This is a genomic window from Thermococcus peptonophilus, assembly GCF_001592435.1.
Classification (GTDB): Archaea; Methanobacteriota_B; Thermococci; order Thermococcales; family Thermococcaceae; genus Thermococcus; species Thermococcus peptonophilus.
Window position 1 is genome coordinate 142764 of the sequence record NZ_CP014750.1, and the last position, 23715, is coordinate 166478.

Here is a 23715-nt window from a genome sequence, read left to right on the forward strand (position 1 = left end):
AAGTCCCACTTTCATAAATCGGCCTATTTGTGAAAATGCACTTTCACAGATCACGCCTTCTATGAAAGTCAACTTTCATAAAACGGGCAAAAGGAGGAAGCCGCTCCGGCGTTCAGACCCTCCGGAGCTTGCCTAGCTCCTCCCACCTTCCCTCCCTCACCAGCTCGACCGCGTAGGTGTAGAGGCCGAGTCTAAGAAGGTTCTCCAGCGTGGGGTCTTTCCTCGAGAGCTCTTTAACGGCGGAGGAGAGCTTTTGAAGGGCTTTCTCCCTGGTCTTCTCGGAGTAGTCGGCGAACTCGATGGCCTGGAGGACGGAGAGAACTTCGAGGAGAGTCTGTTTACCCCACTCCCTCTCGCGGTCGATGAACTCCATCATAATCTAATCATCATTATATATAACCTCGTTTCGATCATTGATGAATGAACGCTACTCCCCCTAATGGCAAACTCTGGAAGGACAATTGAGAGGAAAAAAGTGGCAGAAGGCAAAACTTAATCAGACCTTAATCCCGCCCATGACGAGGGCCATGACTGCCTTCTGGGCGTGGAGCCTGTTCTCGGCCTCGTCGAAGACGACGCTGTTCGGGCTGTCGATGACGTCGTCCGTAACTTCCTCTCCCCTGTGGGCCGGGAGGCAGTGCATGAAGATGTAGTCCGGCTTGGCGTGCTTGACGAGGTCTTTGTTGACCTGGAAGGGCTTGAATATCTTCCTCCTCTCCTCGGCCTCGGCCTCCTGTCCCATGCTAGCCCAGACGTCGGTGTAGATGACGTCGGCGTCTTTAACCGCCTGAACTGGGTCGTGGAGGAGCTCAAAGCTTCCGCCGCTCTCGGCCGCGTTCTGCTCGGCCCACTTGACCACCTTCGGGTCTGGCTCGTATCCTTCGGGGGTAGCAACAACGACGTTAGCGCCGAGCTTGGTTCCGGCTATCATGAGGGAGTGGGCAACGTTATTTCCATCACCGACATAGACTATCTTAAGACCCTGAATCCTGCCCTTCTTCTCGAGGATAGTCTGGTAGTCAGCGAGGGCCTGGCACGGGTGTGAGAAGTCGGAGAGGCCGTTTATGACCGGGACGCTCGCGTACTTGGCGAGATCCTCAACGTCCTTGTGGGCGTAAACCCTCGCCATAATTCCGTCAACGTACCTGCTGAGAACCCTTGCCGTATCGGCTATGGTTTCACCTCTGCGGAGCTGCAGATCCTGTGCGTTGAGGTAGAGTCCATAGCCGCCGAGCTGGTAGATGCCGACCTCGAAGGAAATTCTAGTCCTCGTAGAGGGCTTCTGGAATATCATTGCCAGGGTCTTGCCCTCGAGAACGCGGTGCGGCTTTCCAATCTTGTTCCATATCTTCATCATCTCGGCCGTCTTGAGAATCGTCTCGATCTCTTCCCTTGTAAAGTCTTGGAGGCAGAGAACGTCCCTTCCAGCTAAACTAACCACCATGTGCATCACCGTATAGAACTGCGGAGCGAGTTTAATAACCCTTTCGTCGAATAAAAACACTCTCCAATGAAACCTTTTGGATATAGGCATAAAAACAGTTTCTGAATGTAATGGTTATGAAACATGAGCCGATTATGAGATATATTGGCAACAGGCCTTAAGCCTTAAATATGATAAGTTTGTAATCTGAAGATGTAAGCCGGCCCCGGTGGTCAAACCATGATAGAGTACTTATCAATCATAGCAATCGGTTTATCAGCTTTCGCAATATATTACGCAAGGGATATAGCTGAGAAAGTTAAAGGGCGCTTTTTTGAGCTCAAAGACGAAACGGAGGAATCTCTCAACGAGCTTCAGAATCTCAAGAAGGAAATCCAGGAGAGAATCGATGAACTGAGGGCCGAACTTGAGGGAATAAGGAAAACCGAAAGTGGGTCGGCCGAGGAGTGGAGAATAAAGTCCCTCTCCGAAAAGGTTGCAAAGCTTGATAACCTCGTCAAAGAGCACCTGAAGAACCTTGAGAACAAAAACGTCAAGATTGAGCACGAACTCGAAACTCTCAAGAAAGAGGTACAAGGGCTGAGAGATGATCTCATTGAGCTTAACAGGGCTGTTCTTGAGGATAGGGAGAACCTCAAAGCCCAGCTCAAGGAAGAACTCTTAAGCGAAGTCGAAGAGGAGATTGAGAGGCTGGAGGAACTGATAGAGAGAAGAAAGGAGGAGGAAGTTGAGGAGTTTCTGGACATACTTAAAACAGCGATTACAATGGATCCGGAAAAGATAAGCTCCGGCCTTTTGGAAGCGAAGAGGGCTCTCCTGTCCCTCAGAGACATCGCTAAAGTCTACGTCCTGACCGGGAAGGGCAGGGACGAGTTTCTGGCCCTAAAGGAGAACCTGCTGGGCCTTCTCAAAAACCTGCGCAAGCTGGTTATAGTTTCGGTTCCTGATGAGGATATTTACTCAAAGTTCAGGGACGTTATAATTGAAGTAAAGCGCCTAGACCTTCCCATGAAGGACGAGAAAAGCGGTAAAGAGCTGAATCCTGAGAGGAGTTTCATAGAGATTCACAAGCTTATTTATAAGCTGGCCGGGGATATTGATGAGATAGCCAGCATGATAAACGAGCCCGTTCCGGTTACCCCTGTTGAGAAGGAGTTCTACGAGAAGCTTCGCTATCAGTTCGAAGAATTGAGAAAGCTCGAAAAGCAGGTCGAAATGCTCATGGCGAGACTGGGGGAGAACCTTCCCGAGGCATCAACAGAAAAAGACGAGAAAAGGGAAATAGAGGATCTCCTGAGAGACTTGGGTGTGTGATCACCATTCCTCTCCGAGGAGCTTGTCCAAATCAACCATTATGAGCAGCCTTTCACCGTTGTTTATCTTCGCTATGCCCTTTATGAACCTGGTGTCCATTCTCGACGCGAGGGTCTTTGGCGTCGGCTCGATCTGATCTTCTGTGAGAGTGACGACATCGGAGACTGCATCCACGATTATGCCGACGATCTCGCCCTTGACTTCTGCTATAATGATTTTCTTGTTGCTTATGTCTTCGTCGTCGTAGTATCCGAGCTTCTTCTTAAGGTTCACGACAGTGGTTATCTGACCGCGGAGGTTGATAACGCCCTCGACGTAGTCCGGTGCATTGGGGACTCTGGTTATAGGCATCATTTCTTTTATTTCCCGGACCTTAGATATCTCAAGGCAGAACTCCTCGTTCCCAACCCTGAAGGCAACGACTTGAATCTCGGCCATTTCGATCACCTTTGCACCTTAATATTAGACAGCATACCTATAAGGTTACCCATTTTTGAAATGAGGTTTCCGAGACCACTCTTTAGGGATCTAATCCTATCCATAACAGTGCTCAACGCTTCCATGGCCCTCTGGGACTGTTCTACAACCTCTGAGTTTTGGGCAGATATGTAGTCAATAGTGGTGACGAGGCTCTGTATTGAGTTTGCCTGCTGGTCTATTCCCTTGGAGATCTCGTTCATCATAGATGCTATCTCGTTTGCCCTCCTTGCTATGTCGTCGAAGGCCGCTATCAGCTCTTGTATGGACTCCGCAACTTCCTGCGTTGCCGAAGTATTCTCGTGGATTGAGCTCACGACTTCACTAACGCTCTCCTGCATCTCTTTTATGAGGTCACCAATTTGCTTGGCGGAGCTTCTTGATTGTTCCGCAAGCTCACGGACGCTGTCCGCAACAACCGCAAATCCTCTTCCCTGCTCACCGGCTCTAGCCGCCTCAATCGCTGCGTTGAGGGCCAGTAAGTTTGTTTGCTCGGCTATGTCCGTTATAACATCGACTATCTGACCGATCTTTTCGGAGTAGTCTGATAGTATAGCGACAGCTTTCTCCATTTCCTTGCTGACGTTGTTTATCTTCTCAACTTTGAGCGCTGCTTCATCGGATATCTCCTTGCCCTTCTCTGCTGCACTGGCGGACTCAAAGGTGAACTCAGCAACCTGCTGGCTCTGCGTGCTTATCTCTTCTATAGCCGCGGAAAGGGCCTGTATGTGATCGTTGAGCTCGGCTATTTTAACTCCTTGATCCTCAAGGCGGTTCATGAGGTCGGTTAGGCTCTCATAGACGTTTTCCAGCTCGTCAATTGAAGTGGAACCTTCTTTAATGTCCTTCATTGCATCTTGAATCTCTTGAAGAGTTTCCTGAATCTCCTGCAACATTTCCCTCCATCTTGTCTTGACGTCAGAGTATACCTTCAAAAGCCCCGAGGTAACTGGAACTGGGGCGCTTAAGTCTCCCTGAAGGACCCTATTCAAGTCCTGTATTAGGACGTGTGTATCGCTTCCAGAGTCGGGTTTAAGTTTGAGGAGATACTCTTTAACGTCGGCCAGCTCGGGGGGTATATAAACATCCTCCCCCCTGCTCATCTTCCGAAGGATCTCCCTGAGCCTTGTGTACCTGTCAGATGCTCTGGATCTTGAATCAACGTACCATGCCACTAAAGCTCCTACCCCAATCCCACCAATGAGCCCCATCGTGGCCTGACCAGAATATGCGAGTGTCCCTGTTACTATTGGCGGGATTATGACAAGCCCCAAGGTACTGGCTTTCATTCCCATCACCACTTTTTGGATATTATCCAGCAATCCTGATCCCTAGGTAACATTATCAGCATATGTTTTGACGCCATTATTAGTCTGAAGCGCTAGGATGTTGTTCAACTTCCCAATATAAAAGGTTTTCGACCTTTATTTCGTACTAATTGTTTGAAATTTTGCCCAATACCATCTTGGTAAGGGCCTGCATATGCACCTACACAAACACATACACATAATAATTTTTTAATAGAAAACCCTTAAACTATGAATAGAATTCAACTTTGAATTTACTCCCCCTCAAATCGAGACTCGGAGACCAGATCAGAAAAACAAGAGCGGTGGTAGGCGTGAACGAAGTCAATGACAGGGGATATCAGCTCATCAAACAGGAGCTGTTCAAGTATCTCAACGCGGACAGCAACGCCTACAAGGACTCATACTTACTCAGGAGAATACGAGCCAGAATGAGGAAACTGGGCATAAACGATTTCATGGAGTACTACAGGATCATAAAAAAGAACAAGCAGGAGCTTGACGATCTACTATTAACCGTTGCAATAAACGTCACCGAGTTTTTCAGGGATCCAATAGTCTGGAAGACCATAGAGAGAAAAGTCCTCCCCGAATTGATAGAATACAAACGCAAACATTACGATACCACGATAAGAATCTGGAGTGCAGCATGTTCCACTGGCCAGGAGCCATACTCGATAGCCATGCTCTTCAGTGAATTTTTGGGAGATGATCTCAAAAGATACCGGCTCAAAATACTCGCCACTGACATTGACAGGGAGGCATTGAACACCGCCATTAGGGGGGTTTATCCTAAGGAGATCGTTGAAAAGAGTGTTCCGAAGTCGCTGATACAGAAGTACTTCCTTCCCATGGGGGACCACTACCGCATCTCGCCTCAGATACGAAGATACGTTGAGTTCAGGCGGTTCAACCTTCTCTCGGATAGATACCCAAGGGGGTTTGACATGATATTTATCAGAAACGTTCTTATATATATGACCAAGGAAGCCCAGGAGAGCGTCTTTAGAAAGCTGTACGATTCACTCGAGGATCACGGTTATCTCGTTCTCGGTAAAACCGAGACGATTCTGGGCAGTGCTGCCCGGCTGTTTAAACTCTACGACCTAGTCGCCCGTATCTACGTGAAAAGGAAGAACGTGGAGGTGAAGTGAATGGCACGCGTGCTCGTTGTTGATGATGCCGCCTTTATGAGGATGCTGGTTAAGAAGATACTGACGCAGGCAGGCCATCAGGTCGTTGGGGAAGCAAGCAATGGAAAGGAAGCGATTGAGAAATACAAACAGTTGAAGCCGGATCTGGTGACCATGGACATAGTTATGCCCGAAATGGACGGAATAACCGCGGTCAAGGAAATCATGAAGATAGATCCCAACGCCAAGATAATCATGATCACCGCCGTCGGTCAGGAGGCAAAGGTCATGGAGGCCCTCAAGAGCGGGGCTAAGGGCTACATCGTTAAACCTTTCCAGGCTCCGAAGGTTATAGAGGAGGTGAATAGGGTTCTCTCCTCTTAACTTTCACTTAGGGTGGTAACATGCCTTTCGGCAAAAAGATCAGAGTGATGGTGGTTGATGACTCAGCGTTCATGAGACGGATACTCAGGGATATCTTAGAATCGGATCCTGAGATTGAGGTCTGCTGTGAGGCTCGGGATGGAATCGAGGCCATTGAAAAAGTCAAAACCGAGCGACCCGACGTGATAACTCTCGATATTGAAATGCCCAGGATGAACGGGCTTGATGCCCTCAAGTTTATTATGAGCAAGTATCCGACTCCGGTAATCATGGTGAGCGCCCTCACTCAGGAGGGTGCCGATGCAACGATAAAGGCGCTTGAATATGGGGCCATTGATTTCATTCCCAAGCCCTCTTCGTCTATCTCGATAAACATGCGCGAACTTAAGGACGAGATAATCGCCAAAGTGAAAGAAGCTGCAAAAGTTCCCAGAAGGTTCCTCCAGCTCAGACGTAGGAGGGTCTTATCGGAACAGATGAAAAAGGCAAGGAAGGCGGCGGAGCCTGCCAGAAGGGCCGTTGCAATAGCTGCCTCAACAGGTGGCCCCCAGTCTCTTCTCAAAGTGTTTGAAAAGCTTCCCGGTGAGCTCGATGCTGCCATACTGCTGGTTCAGCATATGCCGCCCGGTTTTACCAAGTCCTTTGCCGCGAGACTTGACAGAATTTCAAAGATAAACGTTAAGGAGGCTGAGGACGGGGAGGTCGTAAACAAGGACTGGGCCTACGTTGCTCCTGGCGATTATCACATGGAGGTAACCCTGAGGAACGGAAAGCCGACGATAAAGCTCTACAAGGGTCCGAAAATTCACGGGGTAAGACCTGCCGCTGATCCGATGATGAAGAGCGTTGCAGAGGTTTTCGGCAGAAGAACTGTCGGCGTCGTGATGACGGGAATGGGGAGGGACGGTGCAGAGGGGATAGTTGCTATTAAAAAGAAAGGCGGCATAACGATAGCCCAGGACAAAGAGACGTCGATAATCTATGGAATGCCCAAAGCTGCGGCTGAGACTGGCATGGTGGACTACATTGTGCCGCTTGATAAAATCGCCGACACCATAGTGATGGCCCTCAGGAAGATACCGAGGTGAGGGTTATGGAAGACATGTCCCAATATCTTGAGGAATTCCTGTCAGATGCCCGTGATAGGATTGATAGCATCAGCAATGCAGTTCTACGGCTTGAAGAGGCTGTAAAAAACGGAGATGAGGGGGCGAAAAGAGCCAGCATAGACCAGATATTCAGAGATGCCCACACCCTCAAGGGAACCGCTGCTACGATGGGATTCATGAAGCTCAGCGAGGCCGCCCACAAAATGGAGAACCTCTTCGACGCCATAAGGAACGGTGTTGTTGAGGCGACGCCGGACGTCGTTGATCTGGTACTCGAGTTCATCGAGGCAATAGAGGAAATGCTCGACAACATAGAGGAAACCGGAAAAGAGGGAGACGTTGACGTGGATGAGCTCTTTGAAAAGGCCAACGCCATGCTGAAAGGGTACACCGGGGGAAAGGGAACCAGAGAGGCAGGAAAAGAAAAACCAAAGGAGCCTTCGAAGCCTTCTACTGAAGAAGTTCCCCCCGAGACCCAGGAAGCCATTCCCGTGGGGGTTTCTGGGAATGTTTACCACGTAAAAGCTATCTTCTACCCAGACGCACAGCTGAGGGGTGTCAGGGCTTTTCTGATCCTCCGCGATCTTGAGGAGATAGGGGACGTCCTCGAGACAAAGCCCGAGAGATCAATTATAGAAGACGGCTCCGCCGACGTTGATGAACTGGAGTTCAAGGTTGTTACAAAAGCTTCTCCAGAGGAGATAAAGAAATTAGTCAGCAGGCATCCTGAGATAAAGGACGTTATAGTGACGCTCCTAGCTGAGGGAGCACCAGAGCCTGCCAAAACTGAAGAAGAGACTGAAACAGTCGAAGGGCAGCCTTCTGAGAATGAAGGAATAACTTTGAGGATATTTTTAGAGAAGGACGCTCCCTTGAAAGGCATCAGGAGCTTTTTGGTCCTTCAAGAGATAGAGAAGAGAACCAAAGTTCTCTCAACCAACCCAGCAAGGTCGGACATCCAGAATGGGGACATTATAGATGGTCATTACTTCGAAGTAACCATAGCTCCCGGTGCAGACATAGAGGAAATAAAAGAGGCTGTTCTAAAGCATCCTGACGTGGCGGATGTCGAGGTTGTCGAGCCAGGTACGAGACCCCATGAGAAACTTGTCGAAACGCAGAAAACGCCGGCAGAAGCCAAAAAGCCAGAAGCGGAGCCGAAACCAGAAGTTAAAAAACAGGCCCCCACTCCCAGGGAAAAGATAAAGATGTCGAAGCTGATCAAAGTTGACGTTTCTCACCTCGACAAGCTCATGAACCTCGTCGGTGAGCTGGTCATCAACAAAGGAAGGCTTGAGCAGATAGCCGAGCGCCTGGGTGACAGGGAACTCATTGAGACTCTCTCAACTACCTCTAGGCTAATGGCGGAGCTCCAGGATGAGATAATGCAGATGCGCCTAACTCCGGTTGCGGAGGTCTTCAACAAGTTCCCGCGCATGGTCAGGAGTCTGGCCAGAAAGGAGGGCAAGGAAGTCGAGTTCATCATGGAGGGCACCGAGATAGAGGTTGACAGGACGATCCTGGACAAGCTCGGCGACGTTCTTGTGCACCTTCTCAGAAACGCCATAGATCATGGAATAGAACCGCCTGAAGAGAGAGAAAAGCTCGGAAAGCCGCGTAAAGGAAGGGTTGAGTTGATAGCAAAGCGTGAGAGGAGCCACGTGGTTATTATCGTGAGGGATGACGGCAGGGGCATTGACCCAGAGAAAGTAAAGAGAAAGGCCATCGAGAAAGGATTGATATCCCCAGAGCAGGCGGCGGAGCTCAGCGACGAAGAGGCGATAAACCTGATTTTCCTGCCCGGATTCAGCACGGCAGAGAAAGTCACGGACGTTTCTGGAAGGGGCGTTGGCATGGACGTAGTTCAGGACGTCATAAAGGCCCTCAACGGTAGTATAAGTGTCAAGACCGAAGTTGGCAAGGGAACGACCTTCATACTCAAGCTCCCGATAAGCATGGCAATCATACAGGCTCTCCTCATCAAGGTTAGGGACGAGATCTACGCCGTGCCAATAAACAACATCCTTGAGACGATAGAGGTGAAGAGAAGCGACTTAAAGTCCATAGGCGGCAGGGAGGTCATAGTCCTGAGGGGAGAGATAATCCCGATAGTCTCGCTACACGAGCTCTTCGGCCTTCCGGATTCAGAGTCGGAGGAGTTCCCAGCCATTATCGTTGATCTCGGGGCCCAGAAGCTTGCCATAAAAGTGGACGAACTGCTGCACAAGAAGGACATAGTCATCAAGTCCCTTGGAAAGGCGCTATCCAGTGTTAGAGGATTTGCTGGGGCCACAATACTCGGTGATGGTAGCGTGATTCTGATTATTGACATAAATAGCCTGCTTGGAGGTATCGGCGGTGGACTATGAAGAGTACATAAAGAATATGAATGACTTCACCAAGAGCGCGCTTCTTGAGACGTTCAACATAGGGGCATCTAGGGCGGCTGATGCCCTGAGCGAGATGCTTGGGCACCCCGTCACAATTGAGGTGCCCCATCTGGAGATAATATCGCTGAAGACCCTTCCAGAAAAGGTTGGAGAGGACGTCAAGGTTGCCGTTTACGTTGGCCTTGGAAAGGAGTTCAGTGGGCATGCGTTCTTCATAATGGACTTCGACGACGCCACAAGGCTCTTCGACCTAATGATAATGCAGGAGCCGGGGACAACCACGGAGATAGACGAGATTGTTAAGTCAGCGATAATGGAGATGGGCAACATACTTATCTCCGCCTATGCAAATGCACTCAGCGAGTTCCTTGGCCTCACGATAGAGCAAACACCCCCAGAGATCGCCATTGACTTCCTCCCGGCGGTACTCGACTTCGCTTTAGCCGATATCGGCCAGTACTGCGACTACACGATGCTCCTTGGAACTGTGATAAAAGTAGAGGGCGTTGAGTTTGATGAGCACTTCTTCATTCTCCCAAAACCCGAAGATATGGTTAAAGTCCTCGAAAAGCTCACGGGGGGGATGCTATGAAGCTGAACGAATGGTACAAGGACATATTCCGAGAGGCCTCCAACATAGCGATGTCTCATGCCTTAACCTCACTCTCAGAGATGGTGGGCGGGCCAATAGAGATGGAGCCGCCCGACGTTGAAGTGCTCTCCAGGGTGGAGTTCCTGAAGACACTTGCCCAGAACGGCATCTCAAAGAGCTTTGTGGTGGCGTTCGACATAACCGAGGGCCTAAACGGCATCACTGTTCTCCAGTTCCCGACGAGGAGTGCAATAAACCTGTCAGCGGCCCTGATGGGAATGGATCCATCTGGAATGGAAGAGCTGGACGAAATGGGCAAGTCAGCCATAACCGAGGTAGGCAACATCCTTATATCGGTTTACACTGACATACTTGCAAAGCTCCTTGGGGAGCCGGTCTCCCTGAGCCCCCCAAAGCCGATAAGCTCCCTCTACGACATCGAAAAGGAACTGAACAGGCCGGATCTGAGGAATGTTGACAAGATTATGCTCTTCAAGACGCGCTTCTATGAGGAGAACATCGGGTTTGAGAGCTTTTTCTATCTGGTACCTGACGAGACATCCTTTGAAAAGCTCGTGAAGAGGTTAGAAGCCCAGGTGAAGGAAGAGGGGGATGAGTGATATGGAGTTCAAGAAGAAGATTGTTGGCATCGTGGTAGTTGCCCTATTGCTAGTGACTGTGCTAGCCAGTGCCATGATCTTCTACACTGGCAGTCATACGTCTGCGGTTATCAAAGACAAAATGCAACCGGTTGTGGAAGATCAGGCTAGAGAGGCCGTCATGGCTAAAGCGGAGTCTTTAGCTGAGCAGTTCTCGGGGTTCTTTGATTCAGTTGAGGCCCTAGGAAGGGCAACAAAGGAGCTGACGATCATCTCGCTTAACGATCTCCAGAGCGAAGGCGTCAGCTTTGGAGACCCGGGTTATGCAGAAAAGCTGAGACCGATACTCCTGGAGCACTTTGAGGTCATAACCAAAGCCGAACCTAAACTCAGCGCCGTCTACTTTGGGGACGTGAACGGCAATATGTTCATCTATCCGGAGCAGGAGCTCCCGCCTGACTACGATCCACGCGTCAGGCCCTGGTACCAGAAGGCAGTTCAGGTCAATGGACCAACATGGAGTGAACCCTACGAGGACGCTTCTTCAGGCAAGTGGGTTATCACCTACGCGATCCCAGTTTATTACAACGGGAAACTCGTCGGTGTTATAGGTCTTGATGTCTTCATAGATGAGCTTACAAAAACCATAGACACCGTGAAGATCGGTCAGACTGGCTATGCATACGTTGTTGGTCAGGACGGAACGATTTACATGCATCCAAATCACGACTACATAATGAAGCTCAACGTTTTCAAGGAACCCAGCTTGAAATCCGTTGCTGACATTATACGGAGCGGCAAAGACAAAGATGTCGCCATATACACTTTCAATGGGGTGACAGCAGTTGCCGCAGGTGTCAAAATCCCGAACACGGGCTGGTATGTCTTCGCTAAGGTCCCCGTAAGTGAGATAAGCGCACCAACCTTAAACGTGATAGAAGACACTAGACAGGCCACAAAGAAGAGCGCCCTAATGACGGCCATTTTGATACTGGCACTGTCAGTTGCGATGATTGGAGTTGCATACAAACTAATTGATTCCTCCCTCAAGCCGCTTGTTGCGCTTAGTGTTGCTGCCCAGGCTTTGGCCGAAGGTAGGTTGAGTGAGGTTAGGGAGAAGCTCAAACAGATACAGTACCTGGAGGATGACGAAATTGGGGTACTCATCAAAGCATTTGAAGCAGTGGGAAAGGACGTTGTTGGAACACTGCAGGGAATAGCGGAGAAGCTTGAGCGCCTTGCTGAGGGCGATCTCAGCAACGGTCTAAGCGTTGAGGCGAAGGGAGAACTGAGGGAGATTATAGAGGATGTCAAGGACATGAGCACAAAGATGAGGGAGCTCCTCGGCAACATCGTTGGCCTCACCGAGAAGCTTGAGAAGCACGCAAACGTCCTGGCTCAGATAGCTAGTGATGTTACTGAGGCGATTAATCAGGTGAATGAGGCTGTGCAGCAGGTTAGTGTTGAAGCGCAGCGTCAGCAGGAGAATATTAATGAGATTACTGAGGGCATGAGGTTGGTTGCTGACATGAGTGAGGAGAGCGTTAGGGCTATGGAGGAGTTTGAAGGGGCAGTGAACGAGGTTGTGAACATTGCTGAGGAAGGCAGGCAGAAGGGTGAGGTTTCAGCCCAGCAGATTCAGAGTATTCAGGAGATGATGGGTGAGATTGAGCAGGCTGTTAACAGGGTTAATGAGATGAGTAGGAGTATTGAGGAGATTACGAATGTGATTACTGGGATTGCGGAGCAGACTAATCTCTTGGCCTTGAATGCGGCTATTGAAGCGGCTAGGGCTGGTGAGGCTGGTAGGGGGTTTGCTGTGGTTGCCCAGGAGATTAGAAATCTGGCTGAGGAGAGCAAGAAGGCTGCTGACAACATTAAGGAGATTATTGGCAGGATGACTGAGGAGATTAGGGGTGCTGTGAACGCTACCCAGAGGGGTGTGAGTGTTGTCAGTGAATCTTCAGAGACTCTCAGGGAGACGACTGAGTATCTCACTAATATTGCCGAGCTGATTAGTGAGACTGGTTCACGCCTTGGGCACGTGAAGGAGCAGATTATTAGGACGCAGGAGGAGGTTGATAAGGCTCTGAAAGCCTTGGAGAATTTGGCTGCTTCGGCGGAGGAGACGACTGCCTCGGCTGAAGAAGTCAGTTCAGCCGTTGAGGAGCAAACAGCCGCAATAGAAGAACTCAAGAGAGCAGCCGACGAGCTGAAGAACATAGTCGAGGAGCTCCGCAAACAGACGAGCACCTTCAGGCTCTGAGGCCTTTCCTTTACCCTTTCATTGTTTGGACGGTGGTGAAGGCTGTGGAGATCAAGGTCGGCATCGGTGACTACGCAGTGGCAAAGAAGACGGGGATAATAAGCACATATGGGCTAGGGTCCTGCGTAGGTATCACGCTATACGACCGTCTGACCAAAGTTGGGGGATTGCTCCACGCGCTCCTCCCGGAGAGCGCACGCTACGGGGGAAGGGGAAACCCTGCAAAGTACGTGGACACGGGACTGGAGCTCCTGATAAAGGACATGATGAAGCTGGGTGCATCACCGAAGAGACTTGAGGCAAAGCTCTTCGGGGGGGCACACATGTTTACCAACGTCAGCAACGAGAACCTCCAGATAGGGCAAAAGAACGTAGAAGTGGCCAAGAGGGAGCTGAAGAAACGAGGCATAAGGCTGGTCGCCGAAGACACAGGTGGAAAGGGTGGGAGAACTATATATCTAGATGTCAGCACGGGTAAAGTCCGCATGAGAAAGGTCTCAAACGGTAAAGTTATCGAAGCTGTGTTTTAGGGGGTGATAATTTGGACGTGGTAACACTGGTGGTGCTCCTCGTGGGTATCGTTGTTGCCGTTGGGATTTCAGCATTCCTAGTCAGCAGGATGATGCAGTCGTACACGAGGGAGATCTATCAGGTTCTTGAAAGCACTATTGTGGAGTCCAGAGGGGCAGCACCGGCTCAAACGGCTCCCGCTGTGGTGGAAGGCGCAAGTGAGAGAGAACTTAAGCTCAAAACACCTCAGAAGACAGGGGTTACTAAGAACGAGGAGGAGTTGCTCGAGCAGCTTAGAAACATCATAAACGAGAGGATGGGGAAGATACTCGACGAGGCGAGGGAAAAGAAGAAGCGTATACTCACACTGCTGGACTTTGCTAGGGGTTATGCCCTGGGATACGTCACGGAGGACGACTACAACGCCTTCCTCGTCAAAGTGCTCAACGAGCTTGAAGAGTTCAAGAGGCTCTGGCTCATGAAGTTCCCGACCAAAAAGGACAAGGAGCAGCTTGAGCTTATGATAACTTACGTCTCAAAGACAAAGCTTCCACTGACTATAAAGACCAAGGATAAGGGGCCAATTGTTCTGAAGCATGAGGAAGCGTTGATAAAGATGACTGAGTACATAAACAGCGCCGTCAGCATACTCGACGACCTGATTGAAAAGCGTGGCGGAGACCCGGCGGTTACCCCGCTGGAGATAAAGCTGAGCAACGAGGTAAGGAAACTCAGGGAGAAAGTTAAAAAACTTGAGGCCCGTCTTGAGGAGTTGAGCACGATATGAAACTGAAAGAGGATGAGAGCTATGGCAATTGCCCAAGCTAGGGTCAAGGCTACCATACAGTCAACTTGGAAGGGATCAACCTCAATAAAGTGGAGGGATGCGATGGCCTACTTGGAAAACGACAGGATTACCCTGAAATACCTTAGAATGGGCCAGGTAGTTGGTGAGGACGTGTTTCCGTTCTCCTCATTAATTGATATTGGAATTAAAATTCCAGATGAGCTTAAGCTCGATCCCCAACTTCCGCATTTTGGCATGAAGTTCTACGTTCCCGGCTCCGGAGAGAAGACTCTCGTTCTAACCATTGGGAGCAACCTTCTGATTTATGACGAGAAGGCCTTTAAGACTTTCATTCACAGGGTGTTCGAGGTTCTGATTAATGGGGTTAAAGTTAAGCTCCTCCTCGCGAGGATGCGCGGCGGCGCGCTCAACATGGATGCCAAGTGGGAGGATGGGACGCTCCGTATCGTGACTGTGAGATCGGTAAGGAAGAACAGACGCGAGAGGAACATCATAGTCCTGACTTCTGAAGGTAAACCAATCCCCCTCTTCTCTGATATGGAAGACCTAGACATAGAAGAGATAGAGATGGGAAACAAAAAAGTTGAGGCGTGGAAAATAAAGCACTTCTATGAGAACGAGAGCGTCGTTTCGTACCTCTTTGTTGAGGACAAAAAGGTTCGTCTTTACATCCTGAGGTACCTCCTCACATACCGGAAGGACTACGTTGAGCTTCTAATAAAAGCCTCTGAAGAGTTCCCAACGATCAAGGCGGAGTTCCAAGAAGAGCTTGAGAGGGAGCTCAAGGAACTCGGTGGGCTCGATGAGATGGAGCAGCAGGTTCTCATGGCACTTTACTCTGGCATGGACCCATTAACCCTCCACGAGATGTTCGGGATAAGTGAGAAGGAGCTCGAAGAAATCTATGACAGACTAATTGACAAGGGGCTTCTCAAGCTGGTCATGATAAGGAAGGTCGTTGACTTAACTAGGGAGGGGAGAAAGCTCGTCAACAAGCTTATGAAGTACAGCATGGGAGCCATGTAATGAACCCTTTTTTGTTTTACTTTTTACGGGCTTTTGATCTATCTTGTTCCCAAAACCTAATAAACCAAACATCTTTTTTGCCCGGGGGGTCATTATGAGCGATGGAATCAAGGTGACTCTTGTCAATTATACAAAAAAACCTCTTGAAACTGTCACATGGGCGGCCCTCATAAGCTACTGGGAAGGGTGGGAAACCGAAGCTTTTGAGAGGATGAGCGGCAAAGACGTCGAAATGCATCTTCCAAGGGTTCTCGGCTATGGACACGAGAGTATCCTCGAGCACGCGACGCTGACTTTCGCCATTGAGGGATGTTCCCGCGTTTGTTCCCACCAGCTCGTCAGGCACAGGCTCGCCTCTTACACTCAGCAGAGCCAGCGTTATATTGTATTAAACCCTGAAGACGTTGAGGAGACCTTCGTTATTCCCAATGGGATAAAGGAAGACCCGGAGCTTCTTGCTGAGTGGAAGGAACTCATGAAAAAGTCGATCGAGCTATACAAAAAGAGCGTTGAGCGCGGTCAGCATCAGGAAGACGCACGTTTTATCCTCCCCCAGGCTGTCAGGACGAAGATAGTCGTCACGATGAACCTCCGGGAGCTGAAGCACTTTCTGGGACTCAGGGCCTGCGAGAGGGCGCAGTGGGAGATAAGGGAAGTTGCTTGGAAGATGCTCGAGGAGATTGCAAAGAACGACGAGCTAAAACCGGTAATAAAGTGGGCGAAGCTCGGGCCAAGGTGTGTTCAGCTCGGCTACTGCCCTGAGGGAGAACTGATGCCTCCGGGATGCTGGAAGAGGACAAGGGAAAAGTGGAAAACGCTTTTTGAGGGTTAGAAACCTTTGGTTTTAGAAACGGTTTTATTTCCCTTCTCTCACCCAATTTTGGTGATAGTCGTTGAAATCACGGAGCTGGGAAGTGGAAGTTAACGTTGATTGGGACGTCCTTAAAACTATCTTGAGCGAGCCGAAAAAGACACTGCCGTTCTTCCCGTACTTTAAGGAATTCGACGATCAAAAAGTCAGGTTTGAAGTGCCCAGGTTCATATTTAATTTTGGTTATGAGTTTGAGTTAGACGTTGGGTTTGGGAACAGCGAGGCGATATATACCTTCAGAGGAGAGCGGGGAATACTCACAGTAACCTTTAAAGTCCAGAACGGTCGTCTTAAAGTAACCGCAAACTGGGCAGGTTTTGGAGAGGCCCTGATGGGTAAGCCCCTCGAGATATTTGCAAAGGGGATAGCAGAAGCAGTGAAGGAGTTTTGTTTATCCTCCCTGTGCCCTGTAGTTAAGGTATCCTCTGAAGAGGGAGAGGTCATAAAGATAAATGCCGAGAGCGCGCCTGCCCTCTTGAAGAGGCTTTCACTTGAGTTCGGTACCAGCTTCATAGTAGAGGGGACTGCGGATGACGGAACTTACTTGGCGGCAAAGGTAGTTAACGGAAAGCTGGTTGAACTTCGTCTAAAACAGGGAACAAGGGAATCCGTGATAAGCACTGATGTCAGCGTGGTTGAACTGGACGAGGGTCTGTTTGAAGACCTTCCCTTGGACAGAAACTTCAAAATAAAAGTGAGAAGGCTCACTCCTTGAGAACTTCGTCTATCGCTTTTTTCAGCTCGTCGTAGGCTTCCTGCAGGGACTCGGGAATGACCTTCGTGTCCGCTATGACCGGCATGAAGTTGGTGTCCCCGTTCCAGCGCGGGACGATGTGAAGGTGGACGTGGTCGTCTATTCCCGCTCCGGCCACTCTCCCGAGGTTCACTCCGAGGTTGAAGCCGTCCGGGTTCATGGCCTTCTTTATCGCCTTTATCATGAGCTGAGAGAGCTTCATTATTTCCAAAAGCTCCTCATCGGTCAGGTCCTCCCATCTCCCGACGTGCCTGTATGGAGCCACCATGACGTGGCCGGGGTTGTAGGGATAGTTGTTCATTATCACGAAAGCATGCTTTCCGCGGTAGAGGATGAGCCTCTCTCTATCCCGGTTCTCTTTCGGGAAGTCGCAAAATATACAGCCATCATATTTGGGTGAGCGTATGTACTCGATTCTCCAAGGTGCCCACAGGACTTTCATTTTCTCACCCCCAGCGGGAGAAAGAGGGGGGACTTAAAAGCTTAACTAGAGCTTTGCCCCCGAAAAAAGCAAAACCAAATACACCGCATAGAGGATCAGGAAGTAAACTCCTATCCTCCTGTCGAGGCCGCCAGAGCGCTTCAGTTCAGCTATCATTGGGAGCATGGTCATGAGAACGAGCACGATGGTTAGGGTTGAGGCGCCTGTGGGAATTGGTCTTATCAGTGAGGCCAGTCCAAGAACTACGAGGGCGTTCATTATGTTAGCTCCAATTATGTTGCCAACGCTTATGCTTCCGCGCTCCCTTACTGCCCCATAGAGGGCGTTCGTCATCTCGGGCAGGGAAGTGCCAATGGCAACAATGGTGGCACCTATGACGTACTCCGCTACCCCAAGGGCCTCGGCGATGTTTCTGCCGCCGTAAACGACAAGCCTCGCCCCAATAACCATCAGACCACCGTATATTAGGAGCAGGACGTAGTCAAGGACCGTTGCCTTGGTGTGGCGTTCAGCTCCACTTTCGCGTCCCTTTCTGAAGTGCTTCCTGTAAAGCCACCGCAGATATAGGGCATAAGCTCCGAGAAGGAGAGCACCGTCGAGTCTCGACAGAGTGCCATCAACGGAGAGCAACATAAGGAATCCAAGGGACGCCAGCATGACAAGGGAATTCTCATACGCGCCGCTTCCAGCCTCCAGTGGCCGTATAACTGAAGCAAGTCCAAGAATGAGTGCTATGTTGGCAAAGATGCTCCCGAGGGCATTTCCAAGGGCTATGCCTTCAGAACCCGTGATGCTTGCCATCGCACTGGTTGTTATCTCTGGTAGCGTCGTTGCGAGGCTTATCACCACGAGGCTTATCACTAGGGGAGAAACGCCGGCCTTCTCGGCGACCTCGACGATTTTATCCGAGAGCTTGTCTCCAAAGACAACGAGGAGTATTATTCCGACGACTATTGAACTTGCCCACGCCAGCATCTCCACGTTCTCTCACCGGCGGGAGATTTGAAAGAGTGTTCATAAAGTTTTATCCAACAAACCTTTAAACCCCATGTCTTAATCACCACAGGTGATAGACATGAAGCAGAGGAAGGGACTTCTCATAATCCTGGACGGTCTCGGAGACAGGCCGATTAAAGAGTTCGGCGGAAAGACGCCGCTTGAGTACGCTAACACCCCCAACATGGACAGGCTCGCCAGAATGGGAATACTCGGCCAGCAGGACCCGATAAAACCCGGCCAGCCGGCTGGAAGCGACACCGCTCACCTCTCAATATTTGGCTACGACCCATACAATGTCTACCGCGGAAGGGGTTTCTTAGAGGCTTTAGGAGTTGGACTCAACCTTAACGAGGATGATCTGGCCTTCCGCGTGAACTTCGCCACGATTGAGAACGGAATAATCACCGATAGAAGGGCCGGGAGAATAAGCACCGAGGAAGCCCACGAGCTGGCCAAAGCCATTCAAGAGAATGTCAAGCTCCCGGTTGACTTCATATTTGTCGGTGCAACCGGCCACAGGGCCGTTCTGGTTCTCAAGGGCATGGCCAAGGGCTACCGTGTCGGCGAGAACGACCCACACGAGGCCGGAAAGCCCCCGCACGAGTTCACCTGGGAGGACGAGGAGAGCAAGAAGGTAGCGGAAATCCTTGAGGAGTTCGTCAGACAGGCCCACGAAGTCCTAGAAAAGCACCCGATCAACGAGAAGCGCAGAAAGGAGGGCAAGCCACCGGCAAACTACCTCCTCATCCGCGGTGCTGGAACTTATCCGGACATACCGATGAAGTTCACCGAGCAGTGGAAGGTCAAGGCCGCGGCCGTTGTAGCGGTCTCGCTTGTCAAAGGCGTCGCGAGGGCGATAGGCTTCGACGTCTACACTCCAGAGGGAGCAACCGGCGAATACAACACCGACGAGATGGCCAAGGCCAAGAAGGTCGTCGAGCTCCTTAAGGATTATGACTTCGTGTTCCTGCACTTCAAACCGACCGACGCTGCTGGCCACGACAACAACCCGAAGCTCAAAGCGGAGATGATAGAGAAGGCAGACAGGATGATAGGCTACATCCTCGAGCACATCGACCTTGAAGACGTTGTCATAGCGATAACCGGCGACCACTCAACACCATGCGAGGTCATGAACCACAGCGGCGACCCGGTTCCGCTCCTCGTCGCTGGTGGCGGGGTCAGGCCAGACTACACTGAGAGCTTTGGCGAGAGGGAGTGCATGCGCGGCGGAATCGGCAGGATTAAGGGCCACGACATAGTGCCCATCATGATGGACCTCATGAACAGGAGCGAGAAGTTCGGTGCGTGATTTCCTTTTTTTCTGTTCTTAAAACTCCTTCTGGAAGATGCTTCTTATCAAAACAAAAGTAGGAAGAAAAGAGCTCAGCCCTCAACGGGGCAGCTAACTGGCTGGAAGTTGTAGCCGTAGGCCTCCGGGTGTATGAAGTAGGAGAGCTCCTCAAGGGCCTCGACGAGCCTCGGCCCCGGCCGTGATATGGCGTTGTCGTCGCTGACGAAGTATATCCTGCCGTTCTTCACTGCATCGGTATCCGCTAGCGGGCTGTTGCAGATGTCGTCAATGGTGGCCCCTGCATGGGCTGAGAGGATTATTATCTCCGGGTTTCTGGCGACGGCTTCCTCAAGGCTGACCTGGGCCCATCCTGTAGCGTCGTGGAAGACGTTCTCACCGCCGGCGAGCCCTATGAGTGAGTCCTGGAAAGTGCCGTTGCCTGGGACGTAGAGCGGGTTCCACCAGGTTATAAAGAGAACCCTGGGTTTTGTCCTGTTGGCTACGCGGAACTGGACGTCAGCAACTTCGGCTTTCATGAACTGGACAACTCCCTCAGCTTCCCCGCTCATGTTGAGAACCTTTCCAAGGAGCTCTACGGCCTTATAGACCTCGTCCATGTTCTTTGGATCGATTATTATGACCGGCGCTATCTTCTCAAGCTGGTCGAGGTACTTGAGGTGCATCGAAGTGCCTATTATCAGGTCCGGTTCGAGTGATGCTATTACCTCGATGTTCGGGTCGCTGAAACCGCCTATTATTGTCCTTCCTTTCTGAACTCCCGGAGGATAGTCGTCGAACTTGGTGACGCCGACAACCCTGTTAAGGGCGCCGAGGAAGTAGAGGGTCTCGGTGATGCTTGGGGCGAGGGAAACAATCTTTTTCGGCTCCTTCTCGATGGTGACATTTCTGCCCGCGAAGTCTGTGATAGTTATCGGGTAGTAAGGCTTGGCCGTCGGGCACTCGCAGGAGTTTGCCGTTTCGGTCTGCGTCTGGGTCTGGCTTAAAGTTGTGCTTGGTGAGGATGTGCTTTGTGCTTTACTCTGGGTCGTTGAACTTCCCGAGCTTCCTATACACCCACTAACAAAAACAATAGCAACTAAAAGAAGTGCTCCCAGGAGTTTAGCTTTCCTCATTTTGTACCACCTGGATTATTTGTCCGACTCTGAATTGGGCAGGAGCTTAAAAAGTTATTGGATAAAACGGCCAACAGCCTTCATTTCTTTCCCGGTTTTATCGTTCAGAGAGAAACCTTAATTAAGGTCGAGTTCCAAATCGTTTTGGTGTGAAAGATGAAGAGAGTTAGGGTTTTTAATGACCTTAAGAGGATAGGCAACGACAAAGTCACCTCTATCGGTATGGGCACGTGGGGAATAGGTGGCTACGAGAGTCCAGATTATTCAAAGGACAGGGAGAGCGTTGAGGTTCTAAGGTATGGGCTTGAGCTTGGGATAAATCTCATAGACACCGCTGAGTTCTACGGGGCCGGGCACTCCGAGGAGCTTGTGGGAGAGGCCATAAGGGAATTTGAACGCGATGATATTTTCATCATCAGCAAAGTGTGGCCAACACACTTCGGCTACGAGGAAGCAAAGAGGGCCGCGAGGGCGAGCGCAAAGAGGCTGGGAACTCACATAGATCTATACCTCCTCCACTGGCCCGGAGACAGCTGGGAAAAAATCAAAGAGACGCTCCACGCCCTTGAGGATCTCGTTGATGAAGGGTTAATCCGCTACATCGGCGTTAGCAACTTCGACCTTGAACTTCTCAAGAGGAGCCAGGAGGCGATGAGGAAGTACGAGATAGTCGCCAACGAGGTCAAGTACTCTCTCAAAGACCGCTGGCCTGAGACAACTGGCCTGCTCGACTACATGAAGCGCGAAGGAATTGCACTGATAGCTTACACCCCGCTTGAAAAGGGAACCCTCGCGAGAAACGAATGCCTGGCCGAGATCGGGAAGAAGTACGGAAAAACCGCCGCCCAGGTTGCTCTTAACTATCTCATCTGGGAGGAGAATGTCATAGCCATCCCGAAGGCTGGAAACAAGGTTCACCTCGAGGAGAACTTCGGTGCCATGGGTTGGAGACTCTCAAAGGAAGATAGAGAGAACGCAAGGAGGTGCGTCTGATGTATGGATACAAGAATAGGATAGCGCGTGTTAACCTGACTACAGGTAAAGTTACCTACGAGGAGCTTCCTGATGAAGTTATAAGGAAGTTCATCGGCGGAAAGGGACTCGGCTACTACATCATTTACAAAGAGGTCCCTCCAGGGACCGACCCTCTCAGCCCGGCCAACAAGTTCGTGTTCGCGGCTGGTGGATTGACGGGCCTCGTTCCGGGTTCGAGCAAGGTAATTGCCGTCAGCAAGAGCCCTGAAACGAGGCTCATCAGCGACTCAAGCGGTGGTGATGCCTTTGGTCCAAAGCTCAGGGGACATTTTGATGCGCTAATAATCGAAGGAAAGAGCGAAAAGCCCGTTTACCTCCACATCCACGACGGAAAGGTCGAGATTAAGGACGCGGGTCATCTCTGGGGCAGGGGCAACTACGAGGTAGCTAAGGAGCTCTGGAAGGAGTATCCGACGGCGAGCATGGCGATGGTCGGCCCCGCTGGAGAGAGGCTCAGCAGGATAGCAGATGTAATCTACGACACCGAGAGGGCCAGCGGAAGGGGTGGCCTGGGAGCTGTTTTGGGAAGCAAGAAGGTCAAAGCGGTGGTAGTTGAGCCCGGCGAGAGGCCGAAGGTGGCGAATCCAGAGGGGTTCCAGAGGCTCTGGCAGGAGTACTACAACGAGTTCGCCACGAATCCAAAGTACGAGCACACGAGAACCTACGGAACGACGGATGCCCTGAGAAGCGCCGCATCGATAGGAATGAGCCCGGCCTACAATTTCTCAAGGCCCTACATCCCGGACGAGCTGGCGAGCAAGCTCGGCGGCGATGAGGTGAAGAAGTACGAGGTCGAGCCGGAGTGGTTCGTCCACGGGAAGAGCTGCCCGATAAAGTGCGCCCGCTACGTTGAGGTCGAGTATAAGGGCAGGAAATTCCGTGTCAAGCCCGAGTATGAGAGCATAGCCATGCTTGGAGCAGCCACTGGTGTCTTTGACTTTCCTGCCGTGGCATACTTCATCCACCTCGTCAACGACTATGGAATGGACAGCATAGCGACCGGAGCAACCATCGGCTGGCTCTTTGAGATGGTGGAGAGGGGATTAATCGGTGAGGATGAGATTGGCTTCCCTGTGAAGGGGTTTGGCGACGCCGAGGCCGAGGAGAGGCTCATAAAGCTGATGGCGGAGAGAAAGGGCATAGGGGCAATTCTTGCCGATGGAGTCAAGAGAGCCTGCGAGAGGCTCGGCAGGGGTTGCGAGTTCGCCGTCCACGTCAAGGGGATGGAGAGCCCCGCCTGGGATCCTCGTGGCAGGAGGACGTACGCTCTGAGCTACGCCACCGCCGACGTCGGTGCCTCTCACCTCAGGGGCTGGCCGAGGCCGCACCAGCTCCCGAACCAGGGGCCGGCGAAGGAGCTCGTGCCGTCCCTTATTGAGGGGAGAGACGAGAGCTACATCACAGACATGCTCGGAACATGCAAGTTTGTACCCTACAAGATGGAAGACCTGGCTAAGCTCTACTCCGTAGCTACCGGTGAGGAATGGACAGTCGAGGAACTCCGGAAGAGGGCAGGGGGTGTCGAAAGCATAGCGAGGATACACGACGCGCTCGACTGGGTGACTCCCCCAATAGACGACACCATTCCGCCGCGCTGGTGGGAGCCGGAGCCGGACGGACCGGCGAAAGGAAACGCGGCGTTCATAGACTACAACGACTTCCTCGAAGCGAGAAGGGAGTTCTACAGGCTGAGGGGCTGGCACGAGGAGCTCGGCGTCCCACTGCCGGAGACGATGGAGAAGCTCGGCCTTCCGGAATTCAAGGAGGATGCCGAGAGGGCTCTTGAGACAGTTAGAAAGAGAATGATGTTTAGCGGGCAGTGAGATAA

At 51.1% G+C, this 23715-nt stretch carries 23 protein-coding genes; 16 read left to right on the forward strand and 7 right to left on the reverse strand.

Going from position 1 to position 23715, the window contains the following annotated elements; all coding sequences use genetic code 11:
• Positions 1–112: 112 nt before the first annotated feature.
• Both A0127_RS00725 and argF read right to left on the reverse strand, forming a co-directional pair.
• Entirely contained in the window at positions 113–373 is a 261-nt protein-coding gene (locus A0127_RS00725) for a hypothetical protein (protein WP_156471130.1), read from the reverse strand.
• A 123-nt stretch (positions 374–496) separates the two neighbouring features.
• Positions 497–1444, reverse strand: a complete 948-nt coding sequence (argF, locus tag A0127_RS00730) for an ornithine carbamoyltransferase (protein WP_062386612.1) — start codon at positions 1442–1444, stop codon at positions 497–499.
• 219 nt (positions 1445–1663) lie between these two features.
• On the opposite strand from argF, the gene A0127_RS00735 reads away from it, so the two are divergent.
• Positions 1664–2758, forward strand: coding sequence for a coiled-coil domain-containing protein (locus A0127_RS00735; protein ID WP_062386615.1), 1095 nt, complete (start codon positions 1664–1666; stop codon positions 2756–2758).
• Here A0127_RS00735 and A0127_RS00740 read toward each other — a convergent pair whose 3' ends face one another.
• On the reverse strand, positions 2759–3196 hold the full coding sequence (locus tag A0127_RS00740; RefSeq protein WP_062386618.1) for a chemotaxis protein CheW: 438 nt from the start codon (positions 3194–3196) through the stop codon (positions 2759–2761).
• A gap of 5 nt (positions 3197–3201) precedes the next feature.
• Positions 3202–4530, reverse strand: coding sequence for a methyl-accepting chemotaxis protein (locus A0127_RS00745; RefSeq protein WP_231855774.1), 1329 nt, complete (start codon positions 4528–4530; stop codon positions 3202–3204).
• A 326-nt stretch (positions 4531–4856) separates the two neighbouring features.
• Here A0127_RS00745 and A0127_RS00750 point away from each other — a divergent pair, with 326 nt between their 5' ends.
• From A0127_RS00750 to A0127_RS00805, 12 genes are all read left to right on the forward strand, one after another.
• Positions 4857–5696, forward strand: a complete 840-nt coding sequence (locus A0127_RS00750; protein WP_062386626.1) for a CheR family methyltransferase — start codon at positions 4857–4859, stop codon at positions 5694–5696.
• Complete coding sequence (locus A0127_RS00755) at positions 5697–6059, forward strand: response regulator (protein ID WP_054841141.1); 363 nt, start codon at positions 5697–5699, stop codon at positions 6057–6059.
• A gap of 20 nt (positions 6060–6079) precedes the next feature.
• Positions 6080–7147: a protein-glutamate methylesterase/protein-glutamine glutaminase gene (locus tag A0127_RS00760; protein ID WP_062386629.1), complete on the forward strand. Its 1068-nt coding sequence runs from the start codon at positions 6080–6082 to the stop codon at positions 7145–7147.
• 5 nt (positions 7148–7152) lie between these two features.
• On the forward strand, positions 7153–9537 hold the full coding sequence (locus tag A0127_RS00765) for a chemotaxis protein CheW (RefSeq protein WP_062386633.1): 2385 nt from the start codon (positions 7153–7155) through the stop codon (positions 9535–9537).
• A complete protein-coding gene (locus A0127_RS00770; protein WP_062386637.1) occupies positions 9527–10150 on the forward strand; it encodes a chemotaxis protein CheC in 624 nt (207 codons plus the stop codon). Before A0127_RS00765 ends, A0127_RS00770 begins: the two co-directional genes overlap by 11 nt.
• Entirely contained in the window at positions 10147–10770 is a 624-nt protein-coding gene (locus A0127_RS00775) for a chemotaxis protein CheC (RefSeq protein WP_062386640.1), read from the forward strand. Before A0127_RS00770 ends, A0127_RS00775 begins: the two co-directional genes overlap by 4 nt.
• Before the next feature lies 1 nt (position 10771).
• A complete protein-coding gene (locus A0127_RS00780) occupies positions 10772–13015 on the forward strand; it encodes a methyl-accepting chemotaxis protein (protein ID WP_062386643.1) in 2244 nt (747 codons plus the stop codon).
• A 44-nt stretch (positions 13016–13059) separates the two neighbouring features.
• Positions 13060–13545: a chemotaxis protein CheD gene (locus A0127_RS00785; RefSeq protein WP_062386646.1), complete on the forward strand. Its 486-nt coding sequence runs from the start codon at positions 13060–13062 to the stop codon at positions 13543–13545.
• Between the two features lie 17 nt (positions 13546–13562).
• On the forward strand, positions 13563–14312 hold the full coding sequence (locus tag A0127_RS00790) for a hypothetical protein (RefSeq protein ID WP_231855808.1): 750 nt from the start codon (positions 13563–13565) through the stop codon (positions 14310–14312).
• A 12-nt stretch (positions 14313–14324) separates the two neighbouring features.
• Complete coding sequence (locus A0127_RS00795) at positions 14325–15359, forward strand: CheF family chemotaxis protein (RefSeq protein ID WP_331710447.1); 1035 nt, start codon at positions 14325–14327, stop codon at positions 15357–15359.
• 94 nt (positions 15360–15453) lie between these two features.
• On the forward strand, positions 15454–16191 hold the full coding sequence (thyX, locus tag A0127_RS00800) for an FAD-dependent thymidylate synthase (RefSeq protein WP_054841139.1): 738 nt from the start codon (positions 15454–15456) through the stop codon (positions 16189–16191).
• An 82-nt stretch (positions 16192–16273) separates the two neighbouring features.
• A complete protein-coding gene (locus A0127_RS00805; RefSeq protein ID WP_231855775.1) occupies positions 16274–16945 on the forward strand; it encodes a DUF3211 domain-containing protein in 672 nt (223 codons plus the stop codon).
• Here A0127_RS00805 and A0127_RS00810 read toward each other — a convergent pair.
• On the reverse strand, positions 16935–17426 hold the full coding sequence (locus tag A0127_RS00810; RefSeq protein WP_062386661.1) for an HIT family protein: 492 nt from the start codon (positions 17424–17426) through the stop codon (positions 16935–16937). The two genes, A0127_RS00805 and A0127_RS00810, sit on opposite strands and share 11 nt — an antisense overlap.
• A gap of 45 nt (positions 17427–17471) precedes the next feature.
• Positions 17472–18401, reverse strand: a complete 930-nt coding sequence (locus A0127_RS00815; protein ID WP_231855809.1) for a calcium/sodium antiporter — start codon at positions 18399–18401, stop codon at positions 17472–17474.
• A gap of 100 nt (positions 18402–18501) precedes the next feature.
• On the opposite strand from A0127_RS00815, the gene A0127_RS00820 reads away from it, so the two are divergent.
• Positions 18502–19737, forward strand: coding sequence for a 2,3-bisphosphoglycerate-independent phosphoglycerate mutase (locus tag A0127_RS00820; protein WP_062386669.1), 1236 nt, complete (start codon positions 18502–18504; stop codon positions 19735–19737).
• A 74-nt stretch (positions 19738–19811) separates the two neighbouring features.
• Here A0127_RS00820 and A0127_RS00825 read toward each other — a convergent pair whose 3' ends face one another.
• Positions 19812–20852: an ABC transporter substrate-binding protein gene (locus A0127_RS00825; protein ID WP_062386672.1), complete on the reverse strand. Its 1041-nt coding sequence runs from the start codon at positions 20850–20852 to the stop codon at positions 19812–19814.
• 156 nt (positions 20853–21008) lie between these two features.
• Here A0127_RS00825 and A0127_RS00830 point away from each other — a divergent pair, with 156 nt between their 5' ends.
• Both A0127_RS00830 and A0127_RS00835 read left to right on the forward strand, forming a co-directional pair.
• Positions 21009–21845: an aldo/keto reductase gene (locus tag A0127_RS00830; RefSeq protein WP_054841135.1), complete on the forward strand. Its 837-nt coding sequence runs from the start codon at positions 21009–21011 to the stop codon at positions 21843–21845.
• Positions 21845–23710, forward strand: a complete 1866-nt coding sequence (locus A0127_RS00835; RefSeq protein ID WP_062386675.1) for an aldehyde ferredoxin oxidoreductase family protein — start codon at positions 21845–21847, stop codon at positions 23708–23710. The genes A0127_RS00830 and A0127_RS00835 overlap by 1 nt, the downstream gene beginning before the upstream one ends.
• Positions 23711–23715 lie beyond the last annotated feature (5 nt).

What these genes read in the sequence shown, in the direction of transcription:
- A0127_RS00775 (WP_062386640.1), top strand. Translation starts at nt 10,147, where the DNA reads ATGAAGCTGAACGAATGGTACAAGGACATATTCCGAGAGGCCTCCAAC.
- A0127_RS00765 (WP_062386633.1), top strand. Translation starts at nt 7,153, where the DNA reads ATGGAAGACATGTCCCAATATCTTGAGGAATTCCTGTCAGATGCCCGT.
- A0127_RS00780 (WP_062386643.1), top strand. Translation starts at nt 10,772, where the DNA reads ATGGAGTTCAAGAAGAAGATTGTTGGCATCGTGGTAGTTGCCCTATTG.
- A0127_RS00740 (WP_062386618.1), bottom strand. Translation starts at nt 3,196, where the DNA reads ATGGCCGAGATTCAAGTCGTTGCCTTCAGGGTTGGGAACGAGGAGTTC.
- A0127_RS00735 (WP_062386615.1), top strand. Translation starts at nt 1,664, where the DNA reads ATGATAGAGTACTTATCAATCATAGCAATCGGTTTATCAGCTTTCGCA.
- A0127_RS00760 (WP_062386629.1), top strand. Translation starts at nt 6,080, where the DNA reads ATGCCTTTCGGCAAAAAGATCAGAGTGATGGTGGTTGATGACTCAGCG.
- A0127_RS00825 (WP_062386672.1), bottom strand. Translation starts at nt 20,852, where the DNA reads ATGAGGAAAGCTAAACTCCTGGGAGCACTTCTTTTAGTTGCTATTGTT.
- thyX (WP_054841139.1), top strand. Translation starts at nt 15,454, where the DNA reads ATGAGCGATGGAATCAAGGTGACTCTTGTCAATTATACAAAAAAACCT.
- A0127_RS00795 (WP_331710447.1), top strand. Translation starts at nt 14,325, where the DNA reads ATGAGAGCTATGGCAATTGCCCAAGCTAGGGTCAAGGCTACCATACAG.
- A0127_RS00820 (WP_062386669.1), top strand. Translation starts at nt 18,502, where the DNA reads ATGAAGCAGAGGAAGGGACTTCTCATAATCCTGGACGGTCTCGGAGAC.
- A0127_RS00745 (WP_231855774.1), bottom strand. Translation starts at nt 4,530, where the DNA reads ATGGGAATGAAAGCCAGTACCTTGGGGCTTGTCATAATCCCGCCAATA.
- A0127_RS00815 (WP_231855809.1), bottom strand. Translation starts at nt 18,401, where the DNA reads ATGCTGGCGTGGGCAAGTTCAATAGTCGTCGGAATAATACTCCTCGTT.
- A0127_RS00725 (WP_156471130.1), bottom strand. Translation starts at nt 373, where the DNA reads ATGGAGTTCATCGACCGCGAGAGGGAGTGGGGTAAACAGACTCTCCTC.
- A0127_RS00755 (WP_054841141.1), top strand. Translation starts at nt 5,697, where the DNA reads ATGGCACGCGTGCTCGTTGTTGATGATGCCGCCTTTATGAGGATGCTG.
- A0127_RS00810 (WP_062386661.1), bottom strand. Translation starts at nt 17,426, where the DNA reads ATGAAAGTCCTGTGGGCACCTTGGAGAATCGAGTACATACGCTCACCC.
- A0127_RS00835 (WP_062386675.1), top strand. Translation starts at nt 21,845, where the DNA reads ATGTATGGATACAAGAATAGGATAGCGCGTGTTAACCTGACTACAGGT.
- argF (WP_062386612.1), bottom strand. Translation starts at nt 1,444, where the DNA reads ATGGTGGTTAGTTTAGCTGGAAGGGACGTTCTCTGCCTCCAAGACTTT.
- A0127_RS00830 (WP_054841135.1), top strand. Translation starts at nt 21,009, where the DNA reads ATGAAGAGAGTTAGGGTTTTTAATGACCTTAAGAGGATAGGCAACGAC.